This is a genomic window from Azonexus sp. (assembly GCF_049652925.1).
In the GTDB taxonomy this organism is placed as follows: domain Bacteria; phylum Pseudomonadota; class Gammaproteobacteria; order Burkholderiales; family Rhodocyclaceae; genus Azonexus.
The window spans coordinates 289,824-304,028 of record NZ_JBASFI010000021.1; the positions used below are offsets into that span (position 1 = coordinate 289,824).

General features: G+C 55.7%; 14 protein-coding genes. 7 read left to right on the forward strand and 7 right to left on the reverse strand.

Features of this window, described 5'->3' with window-relative positions; all coding sequences use genetic code 11:
- Positions 1 to 5 precede the first annotated feature (5 nt).
- A complete protein-coding gene (locus WBK19_RS11085; protein WP_511289662.1) occupies positions 6 to 2,747 on the forward strand; it encodes an LPD7 domain-containing protein in 2,742 nt (913 codons plus the stop codon).
- A 31-nt stretch (positions 2,748 to 2,778) separates the two neighbouring features.
- On the opposite strand, the gene WBK19_RS11090 is transcribed toward WBK19_RS11085, so the two are convergent.
- The 3 genes from WBK19_RS11090 to WBK19_RS11100 all read right to left on the reverse strand — a co-directional run bounded on the left by WBK19_RS11090 (position 2,779) and on the right by WBK19_RS11100 (position 5,545).
- Positions 2,779 to 4,065 (reverse strand): Y-family DNA polymerase, encoded by a 1,287-nt coding sequence (locus WBK19_RS11090; RefSeq protein ID WP_511289664.1) that lies wholly within the window; start codon positions 4,063 to 4,065, stop codon positions 2,779 to 2,781.
- A gap of 1 nt (position 4,066) precedes the next feature.
- Entirely contained in the window at positions 4,067 to 4,558 is a 492-nt protein-coding gene (locus WBK19_RS11095; protein ID WP_511289666.1) for a LexA family protein, read from the reverse strand.
- 396 nt (positions 4,559 to 4,954) lie between these two features.
- Positions 4,955 to 5,545, reverse strand: a complete 591-nt coding sequence (locus WBK19_RS11100) for an IMPACT family protein (RefSeq protein ID WP_511289668.1) — start codon at positions 5,543 to 5,545, stop codon at positions 4,955 to 4,957.
- A gap of 195 nt (positions 5,546 to 5,740) precedes the next feature.
- Here WBK19_RS11100 and WBK19_RS11105 point away from each other — a divergent pair, with 195 nt between their 5' ends.
- The 6 genes from WBK19_RS11105 to WBK19_RS11130 all read left to right on the forward strand — a co-directional run bounded on the left by WBK19_RS11105 (position 5,741) and on the right by WBK19_RS11130 (position 9,239).
- A complete protein-coding gene (locus WBK19_RS11105; protein WP_511289670.1) occupies positions 5,741 to 6,055 on the forward strand; it encodes an amine oxidase in 315 nt (104 codons plus the stop codon).
- A 69-nt stretch (positions 6,056 to 6,124) separates the two neighbouring features.
- Positions 6,125 to 6,787, forward strand: coding sequence for an SOS response-associated peptidase (locus tag WBK19_RS11110; RefSeq protein WP_511289672.1), 663 nt, complete (start codon positions 6,125 to 6,127; stop codon positions 6,785 to 6,787).
- A 140-nt stretch (positions 6,788 to 6,927) separates the two neighbouring features.
- The gene (locus WBK19_RS11115; protein WP_511289674.1) at positions 6,928 to 7,416 is read left to right on the forward strand and encodes a thermonuclease family protein; all 489 of its coding nucleotides are present in this window, start codon (positions 6,928 to 6,930) and stop codon (positions 7,414 to 7,416) included.
- A gap of 584 nt (positions 7,417 to 8,000) precedes the next feature.
- Positions 8,001 to 8,201, forward strand: coding sequence for a DUF3079 domain-containing protein (locus WBK19_RS11120; protein WP_153151425.1), 201 nt, complete (start codon positions 8,001 to 8,003; stop codon positions 8,199 to 8,201).
- Between the two features lie 270 nt (positions 8,202 to 8,471).
- Positions 8,472 to 8,723, forward strand: coding sequence for a hypothetical protein (locus WBK19_RS11125; RefSeq protein WP_511289676.1), 252 nt, complete (start codon positions 8,472 to 8,474; stop codon positions 8,721 to 8,723).
- 90 nt (positions 8,724 to 8,813) lie between these two features.
- Entirely contained in the window at positions 8,814 to 9,239 is a 426-nt protein-coding gene (locus tag WBK19_RS11130; RefSeq protein WP_494649236.1) for a PAS domain-containing protein, read from the forward strand.
- A gap of 8 nt (positions 9,240 to 9,247) precedes the next feature.
- Here the strand turns inward: WBK19_RS11130 and WBK19_RS11135 are convergent, their stop codons facing one another.
- The 4 genes from WBK19_RS11135 to WBK19_RS11150 form a co-directional block, all read right to left on the reverse strand.
- Positions 9,248 to 9,544: a Crp/Fnr family transcriptional regulator gene (locus tag WBK19_RS11135; RefSeq protein ID WP_511289678.1), complete on the reverse strand. Its 297-nt coding sequence runs from the start codon at positions 9,542 to 9,544 to the stop codon at positions 9,248 to 9,250.
- A gap of 215 nt (positions 9,545 to 9,759) precedes the next feature.
- Complete coding sequence (locus tag WBK19_RS11140; protein ID WP_511289680.1) at positions 9,760 to 10,068, reverse strand: c-type cytochrome; 309 nt, start codon at positions 10,066 to 10,068, stop codon at positions 9,760 to 9,762.
- A gap of 170 nt (positions 10,069 to 10,238) precedes the next feature.
- The gene (locus WBK19_RS11145) at positions 10,239 to 11,726 is read right to left on the reverse strand and encodes a helix-turn-helix domain-containing protein (protein WP_511289682.1); all 1,488 of its coding nucleotides are present in this window, start codon (positions 11,724 to 11,726) and stop codon (positions 10,239 to 10,241) included.
- A gap of 99 nt (positions 11,727 to 11,825) precedes the next feature.
- The gene (locus WBK19_RS11150) at positions 11,826 to 13,556 is read right to left on the reverse strand and encodes a cytochrome D1 domain-containing protein (protein ID WP_511289684.1); all 1,731 of its coding nucleotides are present in this window, start codon (positions 13,554 to 13,556) and stop codon (positions 11,826 to 11,828) included.
- Positions 13,557 to 14,205 lie beyond the last annotated feature (649 nt).

Here is a 14,205-nt window from a genome sequence, read left to right on the forward strand (position 1 = left end):
ACTAAATGTTGATCCGAGTCGGCGGCGGGCGGGGTGGCTTCGCGGAATATATGGAGCGGGGCCGAAAAGCGGGGCGCGAAGAAGATCGCGACGACCTTGACCGCCGATTGGTATTGCGTGGCGATCTGGACGAATTCGAGCGCATCGTTGAGTCGATGGAAACGGACGGCGAGAAGTATTTGCACATTACTCTGGCGTTCGGCGAAGACTATATTCCAGATGATGTTCTGCGCCAGATCGATGCTGAATTTCATCAATTCCTGACGGCAGCATTTCCAAATGGCGGGGAAGAAATTTACATCTATGGCGAGGCTCATCAGCCGCGCATCAAGCAAGAGATCAATGCGCAAACAGGCGAGATCGTCAAGGATCGGTTGGCGCATATCCACTACGCCGTTCCCAAGATCAATCTTGTGACTGGCACGCACGAAAACCCGATTGGGATCCACCAAGTCAATTTGCACTGGCTGGAGGCGTTTCAGGAGTACATCAACGAGAAGTACAACCTGCAATCTCCGAAAGACAACCCGCGTGTGTCCGGCGGTAAAGGTGAGGTGCTTGAGCAGCACAAGGGCGACGAATTCCCCTCCTTGCAGCCCACCAAGTCAGTCAAGGAATGGGCTGCGGGTATTGCTCAGAAGGCGGCCAGCTTTGATTCATTTCGTCAGCAGCTTGCCGAGCATGGCGAGGTTCAGGTGCGTAATGCGGGCAAGGCCAATGAGTATCTGTGGCTGAAACCGGCGGGTGCGGAGAAGGGGATCAACTTCCGCGAAAACCACTACCGCGCCGACTACTTCAAGGATGCACCAGGGCAACGCCCGGTGGCCGGCAAAGCGAAGCAATATCGTGACGTTCCCGAGCGCACGACCGGATACGGATTGCAGGCCGAGGGTGAGCAGACCCAGTGGCAGAAGCGCATGGCGGACTGGAACAAATACGGCGCCAAGGAAATGCGTTGGGCCGGATCCGATGATCGGCAGCGCAGATACAAAATCACTAAGGACATGCCGGCCGATGAACGGCTGGCAATTCTGAATGGCCGCGAGGCAAAGTTCTACAAGAAACACGCAGCCCGTTTTGAAGAATTGGAGAATGGTTATGACCAAACAGACAAAATCGAACGAGGACTTCGATATGGAAGCCGCACTGGCGACCTTGGAGATCGATTACCCGACCGAAACCGAGGCGGCGACAGTTTTGCAGACGGAAACAGTGCGGCCAGCCGCGCCCTGGCAAACCGCAGCCAGGATCGTGGAGGCGACGGAACTGGGCCAGTCGTCGGGCCGTTGCCTGACCTGTTACAACCGGGTCATGGCCATGGACGATCAGAATCAGCCAGTGCTCTTTTGCCGAGCGATGTTTCGAGACATCAAGACGCCGATTCGCGAGTGCACGGCCTTCGAGGACGAGGAAACAGCAATCAAGCAGGCGATGCGGGCCTAAACAGCCTCATTTCAAAGCTGAAATCGACGGATATTGAGCAGGTTTCCCATGAATTCGAAGGTGAATCCAGTGAAATCGGGGAGCTTACCCGGTCTTTAATTGAAGACATCCGACAAAAGTCGGCTGCACCACGCATGGCCGAGATCAAGAACGGACTCGATCCGCAGCGTCTATTGGCCTACCTGGCGGAATCCCACTTGTTGAACACGAGGCTGTATAAAGTTGAAGGCCAGCAGATTGTTGCCGGTCGGCGCAGCCTGTCCGTAAATGATTTTCTGACCAAGGAAATGCACCTTGCGTGGCCGCAAGCTGAAGCAATCCTGCACCAGACGTGGGGCCAACAGCAGCGGCAGGAGCCTTTCAAGGAACCCGAACAGGCCCAAGTGACCGACCGGGAACTGTGGGTTCAATTCAAGGGCTGGAAAGGCGAGCAGATTGCCGCCGCCAAAGCCGAGCGCAAAGCAATTTACGACCAGCAGACTGCCGCCTTGCGCGGTATCCGTGCCGAGGCTAAGGCCGAACGGCAGGAGATTAACCAGAATGCGCGGCGGGGCAGGGAAGGTTACGCCGAGCGTCAGCACGCCCTGTCTGTCTCACGCATGGGCCAAATCCTTGCCGAGCAAGAGATTCGTGCGCAGGCCGCACAGAAGCGCAACAGCACTTTCAACAAAGAAATCAGTTTCAGGGAGTTCCTTGTTGAACGTAGCAATGGCGGCGACCTTGTTGCACTTGAGCGTTTGCGCCGAATGGCTCCTGAGCAGGTCAAGGAAGTGGAAGGCAACCGGACGACAGGTGAGCAGCACCAGTCATTCAAGCAGGGTGACAAGGCAATGGAAGTCATGCTGCCGCGTGAAGCACTGGCAAAGCGTGGCATGACCAGCAGCGTCGATCGCAGTGGAAATGTCAGCTACTACCAGGGCGACAAGCTGTTGCTGATCGACCAGCGGCATTCAGTGGTTTCCAAGGTTGAAGATTCGGCCACGATGCAGATGCAACTGGAGTTTGCTACCCGCAAATTCGGCTACGAAAACCTCAAGCTCAATGGCACGGATACCTTCGTGGATTCGATGATCCGCATGGCCGCCGACAAGCACTTTAGCAGGCTGACCTTCGAGGATAAGACACACCAGGCACGTCTCGATCAATATCGGGCCGAATTTACACAACAAGAGAAAAAGTCTGCTCAGCAGCATCCGGCCAAGCAGGATACGGAGGCACGCGAACAGGATCAGACAAAGACGCCAAAGCAAGATCCAGAAAGAGCGAAAGAACCCACACCAAAAAATACAAGGTCAATAAATTAGAACCAGACCGACTCTCCCGGTTCTCAAATGATTACCTAGCCTGAACTACGGCCAACCCATTCCAGTCTGTCGTGTACCCCGGTGACAGATTACCTCGACGCATCTGCCACGCCTTCTCAACACCTTCGGCGGCAAGACGCATCGTGCCCCGACCGTACCTTCCGTTGATACCGTCCAGCACCCCCATCAGTTTTTGCGAACGCTTGTCCACCGCACCACCTGACGCGAACAGCGAGAACTGCTGGTTTGTGGCCGGCACAATGTCCATCAGCGTAATGCCAGCCTTCTGATAGCCAAAGCCAGGCCGGTAGATGCGGCGAAGTACCCGCAGCGCCCAGCGAGTCAGCACTCTCGTATCTGAACTTGCTTCAGGCAGCGGTACCGTGACGGCTCGCTGATATTGGGGCGCTTCTGGCTTGAACACGTTCGTGCGGATGTAGACCTGAACCGCACCAGCTAGCGAATTCTGGTTGCGCAGTTTCTCAGACGCATTGGCAACGTAGCTGGCGACGGCCTCTTCCAGCTCCGCCAGGTCATAGACCAGTTGGCAAAACGACCTGCTGCTCATGATTTGCTGCTTCTCCGGAACGACTTCTTGCAGGTCAAGGCAGGACACGCCTCGCAGCTCACGTACCGTCCGCTCAACCACGACAGAGAACTTGGTGCGCATCAGGTCGGCATCGGCATCTCTCAGATGCTGAACAGTTCGAATCCCCATCGCCTCAAGGCGTGCCTCAATCTTTCGTCCGACGCCCCAGACCTCACCCACTTCAACGCGTTCGAACAAGGCGTCCCGTGCGGCCGGTGACATCGTTGTGAAGTCACATACGCCCTCCGCACCGGCCAGACTCTTCTTCGCTGCATGATTGGCCAGCTTCGCGAGTGTCTTGCTCGACCCTATGCCGACGCACACCGCAAGCCCGAGCCAATCAGCAACACGCTGCCGTATCTCAGCGCCGTAGGCTAGGTAGCCCAGGCGCTCAAAGCCTGAAAGCTCAAGGAAGCTCTCGTCGATGCTGTACACCTCTATGTTCGGGGAGAACATGCTCAGCACCTCAACGACACGGTTACTTAAATCCGCGTAGAGCGAGTAATTCGAGCTGAATGCAACGATGCCGTAACGCTTGGCCTCATCACGAAGCTTGAACCAGGGAACCCCCATGGGGATGCCAAGTGCTTTCACCTCGGCCGACCGGGCAACCACACAACCATCGTTGTTCGAGAGCACAACAACCGGCCGGTCCTTCAGCTTCGGGTCGAATAGTTTCTCGCAACTTGCGTAGAAGTTGTTGCAATCGACCAGGGCGAATACCGCCACATCAGACCCCGAAACGCTTGAATTTGCCGATGACCACGCCCCAAATGAGCAACTCCATGCCCTCCTGAATTTCAAGCGCTGGGTAGCAGGGGTTTTCTGCAATCAGGGCAACGCGGCCGGCGCGGTTATGCAGACGTTTCACCAGCCGCTGACCGTCGATAAAGGCGATGACGATGTGGCCATGGCGGGCTCGTACGCTCTTATCGACCACCAGGATATCGCCGTCGTGAATCTCGGCACCTTCCATCGAATCGCCCTGGACGGGGAAGAAGAAGGTGCTGACCGGGTTCCGGACGAGGTATTCGTTGATATCGAGTCGAGACTCTTCATAGTCAGCGGCAGGCGAAGGAAATCCGGCCGAGACTTTAACTGTATCGAGTGGCAGCGAGAGCTTTGGCGCATAACGGAGAGGGACGAAGATGCCGGGGCCTAAACTGGCCATAGGCTCATGCATGCGCCGACACTTCTTCTGGTTGCTGAGATAGATGCTCATCGACCGGCTCAGTCAGGAGAACCATCGAGCATTCGGGACAGACAAGACTCAGATGCCCGTCAATTGTGGCTTGCTCAAGTTCGGCGCTGGATAATGGGCTGTGACAGCCGGGGCAGACAATGCGAATCATGGCTCGCTCCTTTTGTTGAATACTGTAAGTTTATACAGTAAACAGCAAGGAGCAATACTGTATGCCAAGCGCATCCCAGGAACGCGCTGCACATTCAGATACCAGCTGTTGCAATCGGTTACTTGAGCTTGAGGCGAGGCACCCGTAAATTGCACACATGCGCTGAACCCCAACAGCCTAGGCGGCCACCTCTCCCCCTCCCTGAATTGGCCGCCTTGAAAGCCCCGCACTCCCCCGGCGGGGCTTTCGCCTTTCTGAGTCCCGGATTAGTCGTCATCCCTCCAGATGATTCGACCCTGTCCCGCCTCATTCAGGTGACCAATGAGCGCATCAGCAGCGGTATCGGCCAACGAGAATACGAACTCCACCAGGTCTGCATGCTGGACGTTTTGCAAGATGCCTCCCGCCGCATCAATCTCTCGCCGCAGCATCCCCTCAAAAGCGTAGGGTACGGAACACTGTAGGGTTCTGACCTTGACGATGGGCATTTTGGTCGCGCCCTTGAGGGCCTGGGCAACGCAATCCGTGTAGGCGCGGACCAGGCCACCAGCCCCTAGTTGGATACCACCGTAGTAGCGAACCACGGTAGCCAGAACGCCCTCGAGGTCTTGATGACGAAGCACTTCAAGCATCGGCCGGCCAGCAGTGCCACTGGGCTCGCCATCATCGACCGCCGCTGAATGGCCGCCGGCCATCAACGCCCAACAGACATGCGCGGCACCTGGATGCTGCGCTCGCAGACTGGCAACGATAGCTTGTGCAGCTGCCCGGTCGGGGACGGGTTGGACGCAACCGATGAAGCGGCTTTTCTTGATGAGCAGTTCGCTGAGGACTGCGGATGAAATGCACTGGGCCATGGGTAGCAGGGTAAGTCAGAGCGTGTCTGTTCGCCAATTAACAGTCCGAAACGCTTCTGTCACGTGCCGATACACAGCATTACGTTTCTCCTGACATCCAACCGCTCAGTACTAGCGTTATTCGGCTCATGGCGCTGCAAATGGTTGTCAGCACCTGAAACCGAACAAACAACCTATCTGTTTAGGAGATTCAAAATGCAAGTTTCCAAGATCCTCGTTGCCCTGACCGTTGCTGCTGGTTTTGCGTCTGCTTCCTTTGCCCAGGGCACTGCTGCCCCAGCGCCGCAAGCCGCACCGGCTGCCAAGGTAACGGCACCTGCCCCGGCTGCCACCGAGAAGAAGGTGGAAGCGCCGAAGGCCGCTGAACCGGTCAAGGCTGAAGTCAAGGTCGAAGCAGCCAAGCCTGAAGCAGGTAAGCCGGTGGAAAAGCACGGCAAGGCCCAGAAACATGGCCACAAGGTTGAGAAGAAGGAAGTCACGGCTCCGGCTGCTGCACCTGCCGCCAAGTAACTTCCTTCGTCCCCCGAAACCCTCGGCGTCCAAACCCGAGGGTTTTTTGTTTTTGGTATGCTGGTTTGCATGTGCGCCCACTACGATCCACAAACTGATCCGGCTCGCCTCAAGAGCTTCTTTGGGGTAAGTGACCTGCCCTTGGGGCTGAAGCCCAGCCTGTGGCCGGGATATCACGGCCCTTTCCTGCGCAAACATGAGTTTGCCGACGTCGGTGATGAGGCGGTTCCCTTGCGTGAATTGCTGGTCGGATCATTCGGTCTGATTCCGCACTGGGCCAAGGACACGACCATTGCCCGTAACACCTATAACGCCCGATCAGAGACCGTGCATGAGAAGCCATCCTATCGGGACGCCTGGCGCTTGGCACGGCATTGCATCATTCCGGCAGAAGCCATCTATGAACCCGACTGGCGGAGCGGTCGCGCCGTGCCGACGCGGATTACCCGCGCCGACGGAAAACCGATGGGCATTGCCGGTCTGTGGTCCTCTTGGCGCAATCCGGCAGGGGATGTCACATTCAGCTACACGATGCTGACCATCAATGCCGATCAGCATCCGTTCATGCGCCGGTTCCATAAACCCGATGACGAAAAGCGTTCCGTCGTGATTCTGCACGAGCAGGATTACGATGCCTGGCTTCAGGCGCCATCCCCGGATAGTCGGGCATTTCTGTATCTCTTCCCGGCTGATAATCTGGTGGCCAAAACGCCGCAGCAGCCCTTGCTTTGATAAAGAGCCTTTATCCCCGAAATCTGGGGATAACTCTGTGGGTTGCCACTGGACCTATGCGGCAAGCTACTGACAGGATGAAGGTTTTGATGAGTTGCACAAAATTCGGGCAAATTGCCCTTAGTTGGCTGATGCTTGTGATGTCACCGCTGGCCTTGGCAAAACCTGGAGCGCATCCGCCGTTCGAGGTCACTGGGCAGGTCGTGAAGAATCACGATGGCGACACGATCAAACTGGATACCGCCGAGCGCGGTGTCTTGGTGATTCGTTTGTCGGGGGCTGACACGCCGGAAACCGGGCAAGCCTATTGGAAATCCGCCCGCGGGTTTCTGAAGTCACTGGTTGCGGGCAAGCCAACAACGGCCTGGTGCTACAAATGGGATCGACATGACCGGGAGGTCTGCCATGTTCGGGTGGGCAATCGTGATCTCGGCCAAGCCCTGATTGAGGCTGGGTATGCCTGGTACGCCGAGCAGTTTGCATCCGAGTTATCGGAGGCACAGCGACAGGCTTATTCAGAAGGCGAGCGCCGGGCTCGGGCGCAACGCCTTGGGCTTTGGCAGGATGACGACCCGATGCCGCCATGGGAGTGCCGGAAACTGAAGAAGGCGCGGCAGCATTGCCGTTAGGCATTAGTTGCGGTTGCACTTCTGGCTCATTCGTTTGGCTGGAAATCGGCCATAACGGCCATTGGCCTGAGGCGCTCAATCGGGCAGCAATCCGCCGCTTACCTGCCGTTCCACCTTGAGTGGTCGCGAACGACAGCTTCCATTTCTGGCGAATGCGTACTCCGCGCCCATTGCGGACACCCAGCCTTCTCCAGACCCGACGGTCAGGCAAACCCTGGTTTTACGGACTAGACATCTACAAAGCGGCCGGTCGCGACCACGCCCAACCGGCCATCTGCGGACGGTCCAAGTGGCTATCCAATTTCAATAGTTGCAGCTTTCTCAGAGCTGCTTGTACGACCGGTATTCGGTGAGCAAACATACGACTGCTTGACACGATATCCGCCGAAAATCCCGCGCTTGCAACAAATTTGCAACTCGCCATGTGTAGCAAACGCCACATCGCGGATTGTTTAAGTGAAATCAAATGATTGCGCCCATAACCGAGTAATCTTGTCAGGTATATTCAGGTCAATAATAAGTACTGAGCAGATATTAAGGCCGAGGTTATGAGTAAAGACCCTGTGTTTTTCAAATCTCCCGAGATGGCAAAAAAATTTCCGTTGCATCCTAAACATCCTGAACGGACTTGTTGGGGCTGCGATAAATATTGTTCAGTGAATTCGTTGCAGTGCGGCAATGGTTCTGGTCGTACCCAGCATCCGGCGGAAATGCTCGGAGACGATTGGTACAAGTGGGGCGATTGGGGCATCGACTCGGCGGAAACGCCAGTGATGAGTTCTTGAATATGGCCGGCTCATGGGGTTGCCCACACGAAATTAATGGCTTGTGTCACAAGGTTGGTGGTCAGACTTGTGACCCTGGAATGAAAGGTTGTGTGCTTTATGGTCGCTACGTGTTCGCAAACCCAGCGAAAAATGCACGCATTGTGCAGAAGCAGGGCCGAAGAGATGAAGTCGCCGTAGCGCCGGGCTCAAAAACCAGCAATCACAGCAAAGAATGACAATCCGGTAGATATTGGCGCGAAAACGCTCGTTGGATGTTCTCGCTCCCCGATGCTTGAGCCAAAAAACGACGGAATTTATGTGATCGAATTGTGCAGCGGAGAATTGCGCCACTGGCGCTATCTCGGTCCAGGGGCGCAGTCCAACGCGTGGTGGCTCGATATGGAATCCGGCCTGGAATTCAGTGAAACCAGCGTCATGTATGCATGGCGAATCGTTGGCGTTGGGAGCGAAAAATTTCAGACTGATCTCGAAAATTCAGCTGGCTTAGCTCACGGCAATGGGAGCAGTAACAAAGAGTAGAAATTGCCAGATGGTTTCACAGAAGGCTTGGTGGAACGATTACAGAGTTCAAATTTCTAAGTTGGAAGTAAATTGTTGAGGTAGACCGCTATGGACGGGTATTCGCGAGCAATTTCTTCACTCAGTGATTTAATCCTTGAGCAGACCTCTGATGCGCTCATCTACGCCAATCGAGAGGGTGTGATTGAACGCTGGAACCAAGCTGCAGAATCAATGTTCGGATATACCTTTGCCGAGGCTTACAGCCAAAGCTTGGATCTGATAATTCCTGAACACCTTCGTCCAGCGCACTGGCGAGGTTTTGAGGCTGCGATGGTTAATGGTTCTACACGCCTACATGGCCGCCCCACATTGACACGAGCAGAACGTAGATCCGGAGAGAGAATCTATGTCGAAATGAGCTTTGCTCTGGTAACCGACGAATCCGAAAAGGTCATTGGTTCGGTTGCCATGGCACGAGACGTGACAGAACGTGTTCTTCGGGAAAAAGATGCCGCCATTAGCAAGAATAAGTAGGTAGGGTGCTACGCCGTCTGATACTTGTGCAAGCGGTCAACGCTTGGGATCAGTATCCGCCTTCCTTCAACCTTGATCAGACCAAGCTCACTCAATTCGCGAAGGATGCGAGAAAAGTATTCTTGCGTCTGGTTGAGGCGGGAGGCAATTAGCCCTTTATTTACGTGAAGTTCGAGAACCGTATTTTCGTCATCGAGCCGGCTTTCCGGCAATTCATGCATCAAGTATCCAATGATGCGCTGCTTCCCTGAATACAAGGAATAAGCTTCAACATTGAGCATGAGTTGATGCATGCGCATGGCCATCCCGGCCTGCACTTTTCATACATAGTCGCGATCACGATCCAGTTCGTCGAAGATCACAGACTTGGAGACGTGAAGCAACAGGCAACTGCGCAGCGCTTGTGCAGAGACATCACTGCTATAAAAAACGGAACTACGAAGAGTTCCGCTTATTGGCTCTCGGCTTGTTTTAGTCCAACAACACGAGAAGCTGCTTGCTCGTTGAAGACTGGCGTTTGTTACTTCTGGGAGAGAATCCAGGTAACGAGCTTCTTCGCTTCGTCAGGGGTAACGTTGTTCGGCGGCATCGGGATTTGACCCCAGACGCCCTTGCCACCGGCCTTGACCTTGGCGGCCAGTTTGTCGACCGCGCCGGCATCGCCCTTGTACATGGCGGCGACGTCCTTGTAGGCCGGGCCGACAAGTTTCTTGTCGATGGCATGGCAGGACATGCAGTTCTTGGCCTTGGCCAGTGCCTCGTCGGCCAGTACCTGGCCGGAGATACCGAGACCGGCGGCAAACATCATTGCGATATGGACAGCTTTCATTTGGATGATCCCTTCGTTGAAATAATGCGGGAGCGTAATGTCGCGGTTGGAAAAATTGGCGCTTTGATGGGAATCAAAAGCCTGCCGAAGCCCGTCCGAATCTGACGTTGCTCAATGCGTCGAATTGATGAACATCAAGACTTCGTATCTTCGAGTCGTTGGCGACTCCGCTACTTGGTCAGCCGTTCGAACAACTTGACGGTGGTGTCGACGCTGCGCAGCAGGCGCTCGCCTTCGGCAATGACCAGGCGGGCGTGTTGGGTTCTGGCGGCATGGGAGAGATCCGGACAGAGCGTGTGGATGAATTTCTGCCATTGGCTGGCGACTACCCGAAGCTGGGCGGCGACTTCCGGCGGGATATTCGCCGTTTTTCCCAGGGCCTTCAGGTTGCTGTCGAACTCCAGGCAGGAAGGCGGCGTCAGCACGGCAATTTTTTCGTCCAGACTTGGCCACTCGCGAAACAGGAAGAACTTGCCGATACGCTGCGACAGCATGCGGTTGCGGCCGGCCATGTTGACGTAATGCGCCGCGGGGAGTTCGCCCAGATCAGCCGCATGGCCAGTCAGCGCGTCGGTTGCTTGAAGCAACTTCTCGCTCAGTTCGAATACATCTTCAATTTTTTGTACGGATAACTGGTCGCCATGCATCAGGTATTGATAGCGCGGCCACAAAGCCCTGATCAGCACGAGTTTCTCGGCGAACTCGGCGGCCAGTTCGGACTTTTCTAGACGGGCCAGGTTGCGTTCGAATTCCTTCTCCAGCTGGTTGAGCTTGACCAGTGCCTTGTGTGGGGAAATCGCCGAAACGATCATGCACCAGGCAATAGCCATACGCTGCGAAAGTACGCGCAGGCGGCCGCACATGTTGACCAGCGCGCCAGCCGACAGCGGGGTCTCGGCATCGAGCGCGTTGCCTTTACGTTTGCGGCAGAAACTCAGCCGCTGCCGGTTGTCGCCGCCTACCGTATCGAGCAGGGCAGCATTCTGGATATGAACTTTGCGGCCATCGACGACAAGAACGCCGTTGTCGCTCAGTTCGCGCAGGTTGCGGGAGAAAGACTCCGGCGTCATGCCAATGCGCGCCGCGATCACTTTCTTGCTGGCCTTGAGAACGACGGTGGTCTCACCCGCCAGATTGGCTTTTTCGCCCGCCGATTCAAGCAGGTAGTCGAGCAAGCGCTGGGCGCCGGTCAGGCCATAATGATGACTGGTGACATCGAACTCAATCGCGCATTGACGGCGAGCCAGGGCGGCAATGATGCGCATGCCCAATTCGAGGTGTTTCTCGGTGGCCTCGCGCAGTTTGCGAATATCGATGGCCACCAGCAGGGTCTGCGTGATGCAGCAACAAGTCGAGGCGTAATGTGTGGCGCCGAATAGTTCGCCCAGGCTTAGCAGTTGCTCGCTCTGCACAAGTTCGATGACCTTGGTGGCGCCGCCGGGAATGGTCGTGCTGCGCTTGACGCTGCCGTTGAACAGCAGGTGCGCTTCACGGATCGGATCGCTTGCTTCGTATAGTGTATGGTTGGCCGGCAGTTCGAGCAGGCTGCTCGCCTCGACCAGCTCGTTGAGCAGGGCAGGCGGCAGTCCGGCAAAGAACTTGCTGCCGGAGAGCAGTTCGCGCCGGGCTCGATACGGATCGTTAAAGCGGGCGTTCAATTGGAGAATATTTCCTGAAGTTGTTCCCGAACTCATACTAAGCAAAAAGAAAAGGGGGTGTAACTCCTCTCTCGGAGGAGCCATACCCCCTCTTTAGTCTTAGTAGACGTCGTGCTGCGTGTTGAAGACGTTGAACTTGCCGGTTGGCGTGACCAGTCTCGGATCGCGGATGACAGCCTTCAGCTTGCGCGTCTTGTCATCGACCACCACGATTGCCGATTCCTGGTCCTTGCCGTTCCAGACAGAGAACCACACTTCGTCACCTGCCTTGTTGTATTCCGGCTGGACGATACGCTTCGGGCCATCCTTGATGCCTGACCATTCACCGATCGGAATCAGTTCATTACCCTTTTCGAGGTTGTTGATGTCCCATACCGCTACCGACTGGCTGACTTTCGGTTCCGGATTGAGCGTCGTATCGACCCACAGGTTCTTCGAGTTCGGATGCGTCTTCAGGAACAGCGAACCGCCGCCCAGGCCCTTCAGGCTACGCACGACCTTCCAGGCATTGTCCGGATGCTTCTTCGGGTCGGTCCCGATCAGCGCGATCGTGTCGTCACCGAGGTGACCCGTCGCCCACACCGGGCCGAACTTGGGATCAATGAAGTTGGCGCCACGACCCGGGTGCGGTGTCTTGCCGACTTCGACCAGTTTCTCCAGCTTGCCTTCCTTGGTATCGATGACCGCAATCTTGTTGGAGGCGTTGGCCGCATCCATGAAGTAGCGATGCGTCGACTCAAAGCCGCCGTCATGCAGGAAAGGCGCCGCTTCGATCATCTTGATTTTCAGGTTGTTCAGGTCGCGATAGTCAACCGAATAGACCATCCCGGTTTCCTTCACATTAACGAAGAACTCCGGGTTGAAGTGCGAGGAAACGATGGCGGCAACGCGCGGCTCAGGATGGTAAGCCTGGGTACCGACAGTCATGCCGCGGGTGGCGACGATCTTGCGCGGCTTGAGCGTATCGCCGTCCATGATCACGAACTGTGGCGGCCAGTAGGTGCCGGCAATCGCGTACTTGTCCTCGTAACCCTTCGCCTTCGAGCTTTCGACCGAGCGGGCTTCCATGCCGACCTTGATTTCGGCCACCGTGTCCGGTTTTTCCATCCACAGGTCGATCAGGTTGATCTTGGCGTCGCGGCCAATCACGAACATGTAGCGGCCAGAAGCCGACATGCGCGAGATATGGACGGCGTAGCCAGTGTTCAGAATGCTGACGATCTTCTTGCTGTCGCCGTCGATCAGGGCGATTTCACCGGCATCGCGCAGGGTCACCGAGAACAGGTTCTCAAGATTGAGATTGTTCATCTTCTTTTTCGGACGCTGTTCAACGGGAACGATGACCTTCCACGACGCTTCCATTTCCTTCAGGCCGAATTCCGGCGGTGCTGGCGGCGTCTGCTGGATGTAGCGAGCCATCAGGTCGACTTCATCATCAGTCAGAATACCGGACGTGCCCCAATTCGGCATGCCACCGGCCGAGCCGTACTTGATGAAGACCTTCAGATATTCCAGCCCCTTTTCAATGGTGATATCCGGGGTCAGCGGTTTACCTGTTGCGCCCTTGCGCAGCACCCCGTGACAGCCGGCACAACGTTCGAAGAAGATGCGCTTGGCTTTATCAAACTCGGGTTCCGACATCTTGGGCGCTAGCGGATTGATGTCCTGATGCATCTTCACGTCAGCCAGTGGCGAACCGCCTGCCGCCTGGTAGTCGCGCATCGCGCCGTCGCCGTGCGCGGCCGGTGTTTCGGCAAAGGCAAACTGGACAAGCGCCGCCAGAAGCGGCAATGCCATCAAGCTACTGCGTTTGTATTTTGTTGAAATCATGACTCCCTTTACCCTCTCAAAATTTGAATAAGGATCGGCACTGTCGCAAGCCTTGGCTTTGCTGCTTTGATCAAGATCAAGGGGTAATGAAGGCACCAATTGAGGCTGTCTTCGGAAGAATTTAGTCTTGATAACAATCAAGCTGCGAAGTGAATAGATATTCAACGCCATACCAGAGGCGAAAAAAACGATTCAAGGGAACTGGTGTTGGCCAACGGGCAGCCCAGTATTGAGATATCCAGAACGGCCGCTTCGTAGCATTCCAGCTCGCATAAATTGAGTATGGCTGAACGGCTGTTACCGAGTAGCCACCATGTCGGCAAAACGTCGGTTTGCGACAGTTTGCCTCTTCGAATTCATGGTCGGAAAGCGGTCAGTAAAAACCCAATTCCCGGAAGCGGCCAGTCGCTACTGAGTACTCACGACCCATTGCAGCCGGTTACAGTTCTCAGGCAGCACGGCTGCAATCAAGCACAGACCAGTCATTCAAGCTTGGCTAGACGGCTACAATTAGTGCGATGAATCGACGTAGCCTAATTCTCTTTTCGCTATCAATTGTCCTTGCGTTTAGGACGCTTGCTGCGTCTGCTTCACAAGAGCGCGCAGACTGGTCCAGTTTCTTTACTACAGCCGAGGCGCACGGCACCAT

Coding starts and splice junctions, on each gene's coding strand:
- WBK19_RS11110 (WP_511289672.1), top strand. CDS start 6,125: ATGTGCGCCCACTACGATCCACAAACTGATCCGGCTCGCCTCAAGAGC.
- WBK19_RS11120 (WP_153151425.1), top strand. CDS start 8,001: ATGGCAAAAAAATTTCCGTTGCATCCTAAACATCCTGAACGGACTTGT.
- WBK19_RS11100 (WP_511289668.1), bottom strand. CDS start 5,545: ATGGCCCAGTGCATTTCATCCGCAGTCCTCAGCGAACTGCTCATCAAG.
- WBK19_RS11115 (WP_511289674.1), top strand. CDS start 6,928: ATGTCACCGCTGGCCTTGGCAAAACCTGGAGCGCATCCGCCGTTCGAG.
- WBK19_RS11125 (WP_511289676.1), top strand. CDS start 8,472: ATGCTTGAGCCAAAAAACGACGGAATTTATGTGATCGAATTGTGCAGC.
- WBK19_RS11095 (WP_511289666.1), bottom strand. CDS start 4,558: ATGAGCATCTATCTCAGCAACCAGAAGAAGTGTCGGCGCATGCATGAG.
- WBK19_RS11140 (WP_511289680.1), bottom strand. CDS start 10,068: ATGAAAGCTGTCCATATCGCAATGATGTTTGCCGCCGGTCTCGGTATC.
- WBK19_RS11105 (WP_511289670.1), top strand. CDS start 5,741: ATGCAAGTTTCCAAGATCCTCGTTGCCCTGACCGTTGCTGCTGGTTTT.
- WBK19_RS11135 (WP_511289678.1), bottom strand. CDS start 9,544: ATGGCCATGCGCATGCATCAACTCATGCTCAATGTTGAAGCTTATTCC.
- WBK19_RS11150 (WP_511289684.1), bottom strand. CDS start 13,556: ATGATTTCAACAAAATACAAACGCAGTAGCTTGATGGCATTGCCGCTT.
- WBK19_RS11085 (WP_511289662.1), top strand. CDS start 6: ATGTTGATCCGAGTCGGCGGCGGGCGGGGTGGCTTCGCGGAATATATG.
- WBK19_RS11130 (WP_494649236.1), top strand. CDS start 8,814: ATGGACGGGTATTCGCGAGCAATTTCTTCACTCAGTGATTTAATCCTT.